Below are 12,126 nucleotides of genomic sequence, written 5' to 3'. Positions count from 1 at the left end.
GTGTCTGATGGCCAAGGCGCGCGTTCAATTCATCTGCCAGAATTGTGGCACTGTTCATTCGCGCTGGGCGGGCAAGTGTGACTCCTGCGGCGAGTGGAACACACTCGTCGAGGAAGGCACGAATAGCGGCATCGGGTCTGGACCCGGCGCAATGTTGTCGAAGCGCAAAGGTCGCGCTGTCGCCCTGACGTCTTTGTCCGGCGACATTGAAGATGCGCCGCGGATCATTTCCGGCATCAGCGAGCTTGATCGTGTGACCGGCGGCGGTTTCGTCCGCGGTTCCGCTCTTCTGATCGGTGGCGATCCCGGTATCGGCAAATCCACACTGTTGACGCAGGCTGCGGCGGCGCTTTCCAATCGCGGCCATCGCATTGTTTATGTTTCGGGCGAAGAAGCGGTTGCTCAGATTCGTCTGCGTGCGCAGCGTCTGGGTGTCGCGTCCTCGACGGTAGAGCTTGCTGCCGAAACCAATGTCGAAGACATCATTGCCACTATTTCCGATGCCAAGCGACCTGATCTTGTCATCATCGATTCGATCCAGACACTCTGGACGGATATGGCAGATTCGGCACCGGGAACCGTTACACAGGTGCGCTCCTCCGCACAGGCGCTGATCCGGTACGCCAAGCAGACCGGTGCCGCCGTGGTCCTTGTCGGCCATGTCACCAAGGAAGGCCAGATTGCCGGCCCGCGTGTGGTCGAGCACATGGTCGATGGCGTCCTCTATTTCGAGGGGGAAGGCGGACATCAATATCGCATCCTGCGCACGGTGAAGAACCGTTTTGGCCCGACTGACGAGATCGGCGTCTTTGAGATGTCTGATGGCGGACTGCGCGAGGTTTCCAATCCGTCCGAGCTTTTTCTGGGCGAGCGAAACGCCAAGGCTCCGGGTGCGGCAGTCTTCGCCGGCATGGAAGGCACACGTCCGGTACTCGTGGAAATACAGGCACTTGTCGCCCCCTCATCGTTTGGTACCCCGCGACGTGCAGTCGTCGGTTGGGACGGCGGACGACTTGCCATGATCCTCGCCGTGCTCGAATCGCATTGCGGGGTTCGTTTCGGCCAGCATGACGTCTATCTGAATGTTGCGGGCGGCTATCGTATCAGCGAACCCGCCGCCGATATAGCTGTGGCTGCTGCACTGGTTTCATCCATGGCCGGTATTGCCCTTCCGCCAGATTGTGTTTATTTCGGCGAAATCAGCCTTTCCGGTGCTGTTCGTGCGGTAACGCATGCTGTACAGAGGCTTAAGGAAGCTGAGAAACTCGGCTTCCGGCAGGCAGAAGTGCCCGGCGGCAGCGGCGAACTTTGGAAAGATCGCAACTTCCGTCTTATGGAAACTTCGGCCCTGCCTGACCTTGTTGCGCGCATTGCGGCTTCAGGCTCCGGAAAGAAACAATAAAATCTGGAGTTTTATGACTGGAAGAATCTGTCAACCTTCCGGTGATAAGCTCTAGCATCTTTGACTGCCCTGCGTATTAAAGTGATTGCGCATAATAACTGAGGACAGGCAGAATGCCGATAACCATGCTTGATGGAATTCTACTCGGGATAACGCTGGTTTCAGCCGTTCTAGCGATGGTTCGCGGTTTTTCCCGCGAAGTGCTGTCGCTGGTATCGTGGGCGGCAGCGGCCGCTGCTGCCTATCTCTTCTACCAGCCGGTTCTGCCATTCGTGCAGCCCTATATCAACAATGAAACCATCGCGAAGATCGCTGCCGCTGGCGCGGTTTTCCTCGTCGTGCTGATCGTGGTTTCCCTGATCACAATGAAGATCGCCGACTTCATTATCGACAGCCGTATCGGCGCGCTTGACCGTACACTTGGCTTTCTGTTCGGCGGTGTGCGCGGTGTTCTTCTCGTAGTCGTTGCCATGCTGTTCTTCAACTGGCTCGTCCCGACAAACCAGCCAGCCTGGGTTACAAACGCGAAGTCAAAGCCAATGCTCGATTCGTTCGGGCAGCAACTGATTGACCTTCTGCCGGCTAATCCCGACCAGATGATCGACAAGTTCAAGCCACAGCACAATGCACCGACCGCTGGTGAGCAGGAAGAAGCTCCGGTTCCTGACGATACACCTGCGCAGCAATAAGCCGTTTTCGATTATCGGGAAGCCGTCAGCCACGCTGGCGGCTTTTCTGATTCTGGAACCAAAATAGCCAAGTTGACGCTCAAACATTGTCATTTCAGTTCCGCGATCATATTTCAGGCGGGAATTAGCGAGATTATTCGTGAACATCGTGCGATACTAATGTTCATGAGACTATATCGACGCAGCGGTGAACTCTTCGCTTTTAACAAAAAGCCATCTTGTGATAGAGAGGCGCTTTAGTTGCCTCTGCAATCGAAAGGCCTTGCGGCAATGACCAGCCATTCTTCTGAAAATGCCTCCTTTATGCTGGACGAAGACACCCTGCATGAAGAGTGCGGCGTATTTGGCATACTTGGCCATGAAGACGCAGCCGCGCTGACCGCATTGGGCCTACATGCCCTCCAGCATCGTGGGCAGGAAGCCGCCGGTATCGTTTCTTATCACAATCGTCGTTTTCATTCCGAACGCCATATGGGTCTCGTCGGCGATCATTTCACCGATGCAGCAACGCTGAACCGCCTGCCCGGTGACCGCGCCATCGGCCATGTGCGCTACTCCACCACCGGCGAGACGATCCTGCGCAACGTGCAGCCATTGTTCGCGGAACTGGAAGTCGGCGGCATTGCCATTGCCCATAACGGCAACTTCACCAACGGCATTACGCTGCGCAAGCAGCTGATTGCTTCCGGCGCGATCTTTCAGGCGACCTCCGATACGGAAGTCGTGCTGCATATGATTGCCCGTTCGCGCCATTCATCTTCTTCCGACCGTTTCGTCGATGCCATCCGGCAGGTCGAAGGCGGCTATGCCATGCTGGCGCTGACCCGGACCAAACTGATTGCCGCGCGTGATCCTATCGGTATCCGCCCGCTCGTCATGGGCGAGCTCGATGGCAAGCCCATCTTCTGCTCGGAGACCTGTGCCCTCGACATTATCGGCGCGAAATATGTTCGCGACGTCGAAAATGGCGAAGTGGTCATCTGCGAGATTCAGAAGGACGGCTCCATCACCATCGAGTCCATCAAGGCTGAAAATCCGCAGCCCGAACGGCTCTGCCTGTTCGAATATGTCTATTTCGCCCGCCCCGACTCCGTTGTCGGCGGTCGCAGCGTCTATGTAGCGCGCAAGAACATGGGCATGGAGCTTGCCAGGGAATCCGGCATCGAAGCCGATGTGGTCGTGCCAGTGCCCGATGGCGGCACACCTGCCGCTCTTGGCTTCGCGCAGGCAAGCGGCATCCCGTTCGAATATGGTATTATACGCAATCACTATGTGGGCCGCACCTTTATCGAGCCGACGCAGCAAATTCGCGCCCTTGGCGTCAAGCTGAAGCATTCAGCCAATCGCGCCATGATCGAAGGCAAGCGTGTCGTGCTGGTGGATGATTCCATTGTGCGCGGCACCACTTCTGTCAAGATCGTGCAGATGATCCGCGACGCAGGCGCAAAGGAAGTGCATATCCGCGTGGCAAGTCCAATGATCTACCACCCGGACTTCTACGGTATCGACACCCCCCATGCCGATAAGCTGCTGGCTAACCAGCACAAAGACCTGGAATCCATGTGCCGCTATATCGGCGCAGATTCTTTGGCCTTTCTTTCCATCGATGGACTCTACAAAGCTGTCGGCGGAAAGCCACGTGATCCGAAGGCGCCAGCTTTCACCGATCACTACTTTACGGGCGAATATCCCACCCGCCTCCTTGATCAGGAAGGCGAGAGCAACGTGCATACGCTGTCGCTGCTGGCCAGCAACGGCTGATCGCCCAATTCTTCACGCAGGCGGCTCAAAAGGCCGCCTGTTTCATGTTCTTGCATCATATGGGGACGAGATGAGCATCGACCTTACGGGCCGTATCGCACTGGTAACAGGCGCATCGCGCGGTATTGGCTACTTTCTTTCACTTGAACTGGCAAAACGCGGCGCGCACGTGATTGCGGTTGCCCGCACCGTCGGCGGACTTGAAGAACTGGATGACGACATCCGCAAACTGGGAGGCAACGCGACCCTGGTGCCTCTCGATATCACCGACATGGAAGCGATTGATCGCCTCGGCGGATCCATCCATGAGCGCTGGGGCAAGCTCGACATCATGGTCGCGAATGCGGGGGTTCTCGGTACAATTTCTCCCATTGGCCATGTCGAGGCGAAGACCTTCGAGAAAGTCATGAACGTCAATGTTACCAGCGTCTGGCGTCTAATCCGGTCCACCGATCCGCTGCTGCGAGCTTCCGACGCCGGGCGTGCCATTCTGCTCTCTTCCGGTGTAGCGCACACCTGCCGCGCCTTCTGGGGGCCTTATGCTGCCTCGAAAGCCGCCGTCGAAGTGATGGCCCGCAGTTGGGCTGAAGAAACCAAGCAGATGAAGCTCAAGATCAACTCCGTCAATCCGGGCGCTACTCGTACGGCAATGCGTGCACAGGCGATGCCGGGCGAAGATCCAGAGACGCTGCCAACGCCGCAGTCGGTCGCGGAAAAGATCGTCAAGCTCGCTGACCCGAAGCTTGAAGTTAGCGGTAAGCTTTTCGATGTGCGACAGGATCGTTTCCTCGATTATAATCTGCCAAGCTGATTTTTTTCCGGCCTTGCCTAAATGCAAGGCCGGTTCTATTTGTTTATTGATGTTTCCCGCCTAGCCGCTTGGTGGCTCTTTTTTAAGCGGGCATTTCTCCCACCCTCAACGCTTTCGTCACGTGCGGCCAAGCTTGGCGCGCGTTCTATTTGCTATTGGAGGATGATCTATGATCAAAAACCACAAGCGCTTTATCATCATCAGCGGCGGGCCAGGATCAGGTAAAAGCACGCTGATTGATGCGCTTGAAAAGGATGGCTTTCCCCGCACGGTGGAAGCCGGACGCGCCATCATTCAGGATCAGGTCGCTATCGGTGGCAATGCCTTGCCTTGGAGTGACCGTACACTTTTTGCGGAATTGATGCTTTGCTGGGAAATGCGCTCTCACGCGATGGCAGAACAACAATGCGGGACAGTCTTCTTCGACCGCGGTGTCCCAGACGTAATTGGCTATCTGAAACTATGTGACTTGCCCGTTCCGCAACACATGGAAGAAGCCGCACAGCAGTTTCAGTACAACAAGACAGTCTTTCTGGCTCCGCCATGGGAAGAAATCTTCGGGCAGGATGCGGAGCGGAAGCAGGATTTCGCAGAAGCCGTGCGTACTTTCGATGCGATGGACAGAACTTACAGACATCTCGGATATGAAATCGCGCTCCTGCCGAAAGGGTCGGTCGAGGAGCGCATCGATTTCATCAAGCGGGAATTGTCATCAGTTTTGCTCTGATGACATATCCGCTGCTTTCTCAGCCTTTCGATCAGCGGCTTCCCGCTTGTTCCAGGCAGCTAGGCTGAACGGAAGAAATGCGAGATAGGCAAGCGCCGTTAGGCTCAGTGTTTGCCAGGTGAAGCTCATCAGGAAGGCAACGTAAACCACCACGAACAGGATGAGGGGCATAACGATATCCCGCCGGACAAGGCTTCCGGCGGATTTGCCATTATAGACCGGCAGACGGCTTACCAACAGGAATGCGATTGCCACGGTATAAATGGCCACGCCAAAAGCGAGTCCCCGCGTGGGCGTCAATCCCAGAAAACCGAGATAGACCGGCAGCAGAACAAGCATGGCGCCGGCTGGCGCGGGCACCCCGATGAAATAGTTGCTTTGCCATGCCGGACGGTTCGGATCTTCAAGCATGACGTTGAACCGCGCAAGCCGCAGGCAGCAGGCAATGGCATAAAGAAGCGCAGCAATCCAACCAAACGAGCGCGCCTGATCGAGCATGAAGGCATAAAGCACCAAGGCAGGCGCCACACCGAAATTGACAATGTCGGCGAGCGAGTCCATCTGGGCGCCGAACTTGGACGATCCCTTCATCATGCGAGCGACGCGCCCATCAATGCCGTCAAGAAACGCGGCCACGAGCACCATCACCACGGCAAGCTCGAAGCGGTTCTCGAAAGCCAGGCGAATGCCGGTTAGACCGGCACAAATGGCAAGAACTGTTATGACATTGGGAACGACAATACGCAGCGGTATCTGCGACAGCTTTGGGCCGCGCGATAAATCCACGCGGCCATTGGGCTCAAAGGGCGGGAATGGTGTTTCCATCGGCTCAGCCGATCCGCACCACGGGTTCGCCGCGCTGGCTGCCATAATCGGCTAGCACGGTTTCACCGGCGATTGCCGTCTGACCAACAGCAACACGAACTGTCGCGTCAGCCGGAAGATAAACATCGACGCGCGATCCAAAACGGATCAGGCCAAACCGCTCGCCCACGGACAGATCATCATCCTCGTTGGACCAGCAGACGATACGGCGTGCAACCAGACCTGCAATCTGAACAACGCCGATCTTGCCGTGCGGGCTTTCGATCAGCACGCTGTTGCGTTCATTTTCCGTGCTGGCCTTGTCCAGTTCCGCATTAAGGAACTTGCCCGGACGGTGCACGACCTTGTCGATCTTGCCACGCACCGGAGAGCGGTTGATGTGTACCGAGAACACATTCATGAAAACCGATACACGCATGCGTGGTTCGGCACCGAGGTCCAGCTCGGCTGGCGGCACCGCCGATCCGACGAAAGAAACCTTGCCGTCAGCAGGGCTGATGACCAAGTCATCATCCATCGGCGTCACACGCTCTGGATCACGATAGAAGTAAATGCACCAGACGGTCAGCACCATACCGATCCAGAACAGCGGGTCCCAGAGCCAGCCCAGAATGAGCGAAACCACGAAGAAGCCCGCGATAAACGGATAGCCTTCCCGATGAATTGGCACGAAAGTATTGCGGATGGTGTCAGTAAGGCTCATCGCTCTTCCTTTGAGTTTGGCCGTTATTTACCTCATCCTGCTCAGAATCGAAATCCATTTCGCAAATTATTCACGGCTGTTAGGGCATGTGATCGTGCCCTAACATAACTGGCCGCCGTTACAATGGCTATTCCGCCGCCGGAACGCCACGTGTAACGACACCCAATTCGTCGCTTGCCCGCACCTGACGCAGACGCTCTTCCGCCTCATCCGCCTCGCGCTGACGATCCCACATGGAAGCATAAAGCCCTTTATGCTTGAGAAGCATGCGGTGGGTGCCACGCTCTGCAATCAGGCCGTCCTTGAGGACGATGATCTCATCTGCACTGATCACGGTCGACAGACGGTGCGCTATGACAAGCGTGGTCCGGCCCCGGCTAACAATATCGAGCGCAGACTGGATTTCCTGTTCCGTTGCCGTATCGAGCGCTGAGGTCGCTTCATCGAGAATCAGGATCGGGGGGGCTTTCAGGATCGTACGCGCAATGGCTACACGCTGTTTTTCACCGCCAGAAAGCTTGAGGCCACGTTCGCCGACCATGGCCTGGTAGCCTTCCGGGAGATGCTGGATGAAGCCGGAAATCTGCGCCAGTTCCGCCGCCTTCTCCACTTCCTCATTCGTGGCATCGGGACGACCATAGCGAATGTTGTAAGCTATCGTATCGTTGAAAAGTACAGTGTCCTGCGGCACCATGCCAATGACTTTGCGCAGGCTTTCCTGTGCAACATCGCGCACGTCCTGTCCGTCGATGGAAACCGACCCCGACTGGACATCATAAAAACGAAACAGTAGCCGTGAGATCGTGGATTTGCCAGCGCCCGATGGGCCGACAATCGCTACCGTCTTTCCTGCCGGAACTTCAAAACTGATGCCCTTGAGGATCGGGCGGTTTGCATCATAGGCAAAATGCACGTCATTAAAGCGGATTGCGCCGTGATCGATTTTCAACGCCGGTGCATTGGGCTTGTCTACGACTTCCTGCTTTACATCAAGGAGATCGAACATCTGCTCAATATCGGTCAAACCCTGACGGATCTCGCGGTAGATGAAGCCGATAAAATTGAGCGGAATGGAAAGCTGCATCAGCATCGCATTGATGAAAACGAAGTCGCCGATGGATTGCGTTCCGGCCCGAACTTCCAGCGCAGACATGACCATGACCACAGCCATGCCGACACCGAAGATAACCGCCTGACCGAAATTCAGCCAGCCGAGCGATGTCCAGGTCTGGGTTGCAGCCTTTTCATAGCGTGCCATCGATGCATCGAAGCGCTTGGCTTCCATGTTCTCATTGCCGAAATATTTTACCGTTTCGAAATTGAGCAGGGAGTCGATTGCCTTGGTGTTGGCATCCGTATCGGAGTCATTCATCTCGCGGCGAATGCTGATGCGCCAATCACTCGCTTTGATCGTAAACCAGGTATAGAGCCAGACCGTAGCCGCGACTACGAGCAGATAGGAAATGCCGTAGGCGAAAGCGAAAATAACCGCCGTCAGCGCAAACTCCAGAATGGTGGGCAGCGTATTGAGGATCGTGAAACGAACAATCGTTTCAATGCCCTTGGTGCCGCGTTCAATGACCCGTGAAAGGCCACCGGTGCGCCGTTCAAGATGAAACCGGAGCGAAAGCTGGTGCATATGCACGAACGTCTTGTAGGCAAGCTGCCTTACAGCATATTGGCCGACGCTTGCAAACAGTGCATCACGAAGCTGGTTGAGGCCAGCCTGCACGATTTTGGCACCATTATAGGCCAGAACCAGCATGACCGCGCCGACCAGAAACAGCGGTATATAATCCGGCGGGTTCAATTGACCGGTCAGCGAATTCGTCACCCATTTGAAGAAATAGGGAACGAGGATGAGCACGATCTTGGAAATCACCAGATAGAACGTGGCCCAAACCACGCGCATGCGCAGATCAGGCCTGTCGGATGGCCACATATAGGGCCATAGATTTCGCAGTGTCTTGAACGTCTCGCCGGAGTCAGCGGAAACCGTTTTGGGGGAACTCATGGTGCGTTCTTTCAGATCAGTGGGCTGAAGCGATTTCGTACGAGGTGGAACTCCGTCATCGCTTCATCTATTTGTATTGACACATCTTTTCCGAAAACCGGTGCCACTTTTCGGGATAGGTTTTAGCCACAGCATTTGCTTTTGAAGGATGCAAAATGCGTTCGAACGGCGTTCAGTTGCTGCCAGTTGACACTGTAACGGGAGGACTGGCGCTCAGGCCTATAATCGATAAGACCGGCCTGTACGAGCACCTTGAGATGTTGGGAAACCGTCGATTGGGCAAGATCGAGCTTGCCGACAATATCCTTGCAGCAGCAGGCGTCCTCCATCATCAACTGGCGGATAATTTGAATGCGGACAGGATGGCCCAGCGCCGCGCAAATGCGCGCTGCCGCTTCATCGCCAATGCCAAGCTGCTCCAGATCCGGGACAGCTTCGGTTAAATTTTTGTCCAGCACCATTTTCATCGTATATCGACGATATACGATTATGCTCTGTAATTCAACATTCAGGAACGTTTACACCAGAAAAGACAGCCAAAACGGAAACAAACTATCGTGACTGGCGCTGATTACTGTAACGCGCCTCCTTGCTTTTAGAGCCGCGCTACAGTTCCGCAAACTTTCGGTCAGTTGCCATCTTTCAACTGACGCTTGACATCCTCTTCCCCCAGAGGCTCCTTCGGCATGTTGAACACCTGACCCGGCCAGATAAGGTCCGGATTGCGGATCTGATCACGGTTGGCGAGATAGATCGTCGTATAGCGCGTGCCCTTGCCATAGGCGCGCTTGGATATCGTCCATAGATTATCTCCACGCCGAATTATGACGGAGCCTTCGACTTTCTTGAGCGGAACTACCGCCGAAGCGGTTTCCCCGTCATTCGCACCGGATGGGGCTGCTGTCTGACCATTCGTGTCAGAAGCAACAGCAGAAATATTCTCGCCAGCTTCACGCCGGAAAGGGACGCGCGCTGTCGCCAAAACACGATTGGCAGTGTCGAGCAGATCGGCGCGAATAATATAATCGCCAACGCTGAGCGGCTGTTTGCTCTGCACGAGAAAACGGCCATCGGGCGAAAGGAGGCTTGCACCAAGCAATGTGTCATTGGCGTGAACAATCACGCGATTGCCGCCCTTGGCCTTGCCAGCGACGAAGACCGACTGGCCCTCGATCTCAACCGCTTCGATTGCGATCGGCAAATCCTGCGCAGGCTTGGCTTCCGGCTTGTCGGCCTTGGTTTCCACTTCAGGTGCGGCTTCGGCGTTTTCCTGCGACACCGGAGCCGTTTCCGGCTTGGTGATCAGGCGGCTCGCTTGCCCCGGCTCCTCAACCAGCGCCAGCACCTGCCCCGTTTTGGTTTCAGGCACCGACACGATGGCCGTCTGCGCGGAAGTGGCGACGTTGTTATCCGCACCAGTTGAACGCAGGACGAGCTGATGATCACCGGCCTTTAAAGGCTCATCCAGAATGATGGCGAAATCGCCATTGGCTCCCGCCTTGGCTTTACCCACGACGGTTGCGCCTGCAATAACCTCGACATCGGCATTGGAAAGCGCCTTACCCGCGATTACGACCGAACCGTCAGGCTCCACACGCAGGAGATCGAAAACCGGCATCGCGTTGGTTTGTTCTGCCGGAGCGACATCAGCCTGCCTGGCAGGCTCTTCGGTTTGCATCCCTTGCGGCTTCGCATCACTGGCCGCAGTTTCGCCAGCCGGCTTGATTGCGTCGGGCGCTTTCGTCTCGGTTGGCGTTGTCTGCGGCTGCGTCGGCGCATTGCTCGACGCTGGCGCGGAGGCGCCGGATTGCGGTGCCTCAACGCGGGATCGCGTCGCATTCCAATAAAGTCCAAGCCCGACGACAATTGCCACGAGCCCGATACCGAGCAATCCTAAACTGTTCTTTTGCATTTCGCTTCGAAACTCACGCCAGAGACTATAATGTCGGGTTTATAGCTTTTGGCTTCCCCCCACAAGAAATCTGCACCGAAACAGCAAAAGGTACGAGGCTTTTTAATAGCAGGCTTACTGTTCTACACAGTTTGTCGGCTTCGACTGGTCCGGATCGTCCATAAGGTTATAGAGATCCGCAGTCTCGCCTTTGGTCCACCAGATATAGACACCGCCCGCATATTTGGCTCCAGACCCCGAGATAACGTTGGAGGTGACAACCGTTTCGTCTTCGAGTTCCAGTTCAGCAAGCGAAATATCACCGGCGTTATAGTAGGTTACCGAGACGTTTTTCTCACCGCACTTATAGAGAACGGAGTTGGTCGTTACTTCGGTATCATCCGGCAGTTTGATGTTGATCTCCCCAGCCCATGCGGATGATGCGGCAAAGGTGATCCCGAGAAACACAACCCACTTCTTCATATCCAATCCACTTCTCGATTTGGAGTCCTTACTGATTGAGATATTACAAAAGCCGCAAATGTCCAACCGGCAGCTGAAATAACAGCCGACGGCAATCTTCGTTGCAAAATGAAATCGCAAGCGCTTGACGCTTGAGGGTCAAAAGCGCACAAGAAATCATGTCTGAGATTCGATCCATTTGTGTTTATTGCGGCTCGTCGACGGGCCTGAACCCCATCTATCGCGAGGCAGGCATTACGCTCGGCCGGTCTATTGCCGAACACGGTCTGCGCCTCGTTTATGGCGGCGGCACGCGCGGCATCATGGGCGCGGTCGCGCAAGGCGTGATGGAAGCTGGTGGCGAAGTCACCGGCATCATCCCGACCTTCCTGCTCGACAAGGAAGCAAGCCTCGAAAAAGCCAAGCAGTTGACCGAACTCATCGTCGTTGGCGACATGCATGAGCGCAAGCACCTCATGTTCCAGAAGTCGGACGCGTTCGTCACACTCCCCGGCGGCATTGGAACGGTCGAGGAAATCGTGGAAATGATGACCTGGGCGCAGCTCGGCAAGCATCGCAAGCCCATGGCGTTCGCTAACATCAACAATTTCTGGCAGCCAATGCTTTCGCTCTTGGAGCACATGACGGCAGAAGGTTTCTTGCACACAGCGCATCAGGTAAAGCCGCTCGTCATCGACAAGGCAGAAGACATAGTCCCCGCCATCATCGCCGCCAATGGCAAGGCACATGAAGGCGACCAGAAAATCATTGAGAAGATGTAGTTGCGGCTGTCGCCCAAACCACATGACCGAATGATAGGGGCGGAGCGATCCGCCCTTAA

Annotated in this window: 12 protein-coding genes; 6 read left to right on the top strand and 6 right to left on the bottom strand. The window is 55.7% G+C overall.

All coding sequences use genetic code 11. The annotated features are described in order from the left end of the window. Nucleotides 1–7 precede the first annotated feature (7 nt). The 5 genes from radA to FJQ48_RS01865 all read left to right on the top strand — a co-directional run bounded on the left by radA (nt 8) and on the right by FJQ48_RS01865 (nt 5,390). Nucleotides 8–1,402: a DNA repair protein RadA gene (radA, locus tag FJQ48_RS01890; RefSeq protein ID WP_139973518.1), complete on the top strand. Its 1,395-nt coding sequence runs from the start codon at nt 8–10 to the stop codon at nt 1,400–1,402. A gap of 113 nt (nt 1,403–1,515) precedes the next feature. Next, nucleotides 1,516–2,091 (top strand): CvpA family protein, encoded by a 576-nt coding sequence (locus FJQ48_RS01885; RefSeq protein ID WP_139973517.1) that lies wholly within the window; start codon nt 1,516–1,518, stop codon nt 2,089–2,091. A 270-nt stretch (nt 2,092–2,361) separates the two neighbouring features. Then, on the top strand, nt 2,362–3,852 hold the full coding sequence (gene purF, locus FJQ48_RS01875; RefSeq protein ID WP_139973516.1) for an amidophosphoribosyltransferase: 1,491 nt from the start codon (nt 2,362–2,364) through the stop codon (nt 3,850–3,852). Between the two features lie 70 nt (nt 3,853–3,922). Then, nucleotides 3,923–4,663, top strand: a complete 741-nt coding sequence (locus FJQ48_RS01870) for an SDR family NAD(P)-dependent oxidoreductase (RefSeq protein WP_139973515.1) — start codon at nt 3,923–3,925, stop codon at nt 4,661–4,663. Between the two features lie 169 nt (nt 4,664–4,832). Beyond that, the gene (locus tag FJQ48_RS01865) at nt 4,833–5,390 is read left to right on the top strand and encodes an AAA family ATPase (RefSeq protein WP_139973514.1); all 558 of its coding nucleotides are present in this window, start codon (nt 4,833–4,835) and stop codon (nt 5,388–5,390) included. On the opposite strand, the gene pssA is transcribed toward FJQ48_RS01865, so the two are convergent. The 6 genes from pssA to FJQ48_RS01835 all read right to left on the bottom strand — a co-directional run bounded on the left by pssA (nt 5,376) and on the right by FJQ48_RS01835 (nt 11,306). Then, nucleotides 5,376–6,215, bottom strand: coding sequence for a CDP-diacylglycerol--serine O-phosphatidyltransferase (pssA, locus tag FJQ48_RS01860; protein ID WP_139973513.1), 840 nt, complete (start codon nt 6,213–6,215; stop codon nt 5,376–5,378). The two genes, FJQ48_RS01865 and pssA, sit on opposite strands and share 15 nt — an antisense overlap. A 4-nt stretch (nt 6,216–6,219) precedes the next feature. Continuing rightward, a complete protein-coding gene (locus tag FJQ48_RS01855) occupies nt 6,220–6,918 on the bottom strand; it encodes a phosphatidylserine decarboxylase (protein WP_139973512.1) in 699 nt (232 codons plus the stop codon). A gap of 127 nt (nt 6,919–7,045) precedes the next feature. Next, nucleotides 7,046–8,932, bottom strand: a complete 1,887-nt coding sequence (locus FJQ48_RS01850; protein ID WP_139973511.1) for an ABC transporter ATP-binding protein/permease — start codon at nt 8,930–8,932, stop codon at nt 7,046–7,048. Between the two features lie 122 nt (nt 8,933–9,054). Continuing rightward, nucleotides 9,055–9,399: a metalloregulator ArsR/SmtB family transcription factor gene (locus FJQ48_RS01845; protein ID WP_139973510.1), complete on the bottom strand. Its 345-nt coding sequence runs from the start codon at nt 9,397–9,399 to the stop codon at nt 9,055–9,057. A 161-nt stretch (nt 9,400–9,560) separates the two neighbouring features. Then, on the bottom strand, nt 9,561–10,844 hold the full coding sequence (locus FJQ48_RS01840; RefSeq protein ID WP_139973509.1) for an Ig-like domain-containing protein: 1,284 nt from the start codon (nt 10,842–10,844) through the stop codon (nt 9,561–9,563). A 114-nt stretch (nt 10,845–10,958) separates the two neighbouring features. Beyond that, nucleotides 10,959–11,306 (bottom strand): MliC family protein, encoded by a 348-nt coding sequence (locus FJQ48_RS01835; RefSeq protein ID WP_139973508.1) that lies wholly within the window; start codon nt 11,304–11,306, stop codon nt 10,959–10,961. 158 nt (nt 11,307–11,464) lie between these two features. Between FJQ48_RS01835 and FJQ48_RS01830 the strand changes: the two genes are divergently transcribed. Further along, entirely contained in the window at nt 11,465–12,067 is a 603-nt protein-coding gene (locus FJQ48_RS01830) for a TIGR00730 family Rossman fold protein (protein ID WP_139973507.1), read from the top strand. The last annotated feature ends 59 nt before the right edge of the window (nt 12,068–12,126 follow it).

This window comes from Ochrobactrum sp. CGA5 (genome assembly GCF_006345815.1).
GTDB lineage: Bacteria > Pseudomonadota > Alphaproteobacteria > Rhizobiales > Rhizobiaceae > Brucella.
This window is presented reverse-complemented; position numbering and strand designations above follow the sequence as displayed.

Coding starts and splice junctions, on each gene's coding strand:
- radA (WP_139973518.1), top strand. CDS start 8: ATGGCCAAGGCGCGCGTTCAATTCATCTGCCAGAATTGTGGCACTGTT.
- FJQ48_RS01885 (WP_139973517.1), top strand. CDS start 1,516: ATGCCGATAACCATGCTTGATGGAATTCTACTCGGGATAACGCTGGTT.
- purF (WP_139973516.1), top strand. CDS start 2,362: ATGACCAGCCATTCTTCTGAAAATGCCTCCTTTATGCTGGACGAAGAC.
- FJQ48_RS01870 (WP_139973515.1), top strand. CDS start 3,923: ATGAGCATCGACCTTACGGGCCGTATCGCACTGGTAACAGGCGCATCG.
- FJQ48_RS01865 (WP_139973514.1), top strand. CDS start 4,833: ATGATCAAAAACCACAAGCGCTTTATCATCATCAGCGGCGGGCCAGGA.
- pssA (WP_139973513.1), bottom strand. CDS start 6,215: ATGGAAACACCATTCCCGCCCTTTGAGCCCAATGGCCGCGTGGATTTA.
- FJQ48_RS01855 (WP_139973512.1), bottom strand. CDS start 6,918: ATGAGCCTTACTGACACCATCCGCAATACTTTCGTGCCAATTCATCGG.
- FJQ48_RS01850 (WP_139973511.1), bottom strand. CDS start 8,932: ATGAGTTCCCCCAAAACGGTTTCCGCTGACTCCGGCGAGACGTTCAAG.
- FJQ48_RS01845 (WP_139973510.1), bottom strand. CDS start 9,399: ATGAAAATGGTGCTGGACAAAAATTTAACCGAAGCTGTCCCGGATCTG.
- FJQ48_RS01840 (WP_139973509.1), bottom strand. CDS start 10,844: ATGCAAAAGAACAGTTTAGGATTGCTCGGTATCGGGCTCGTGGCAATT.
- FJQ48_RS01835 (WP_139973508.1), bottom strand. CDS start 11,306: ATGAAGAAGTGGGTTGTGTTTCTCGGGATCACCTTTGCCGCATCATCC.
- FJQ48_RS01830 (WP_139973507.1), top strand. CDS start 11,465: ATGTCTGAGATTCGATCCATTTGTGTTTATTGCGGCTCGTCGACGGGC.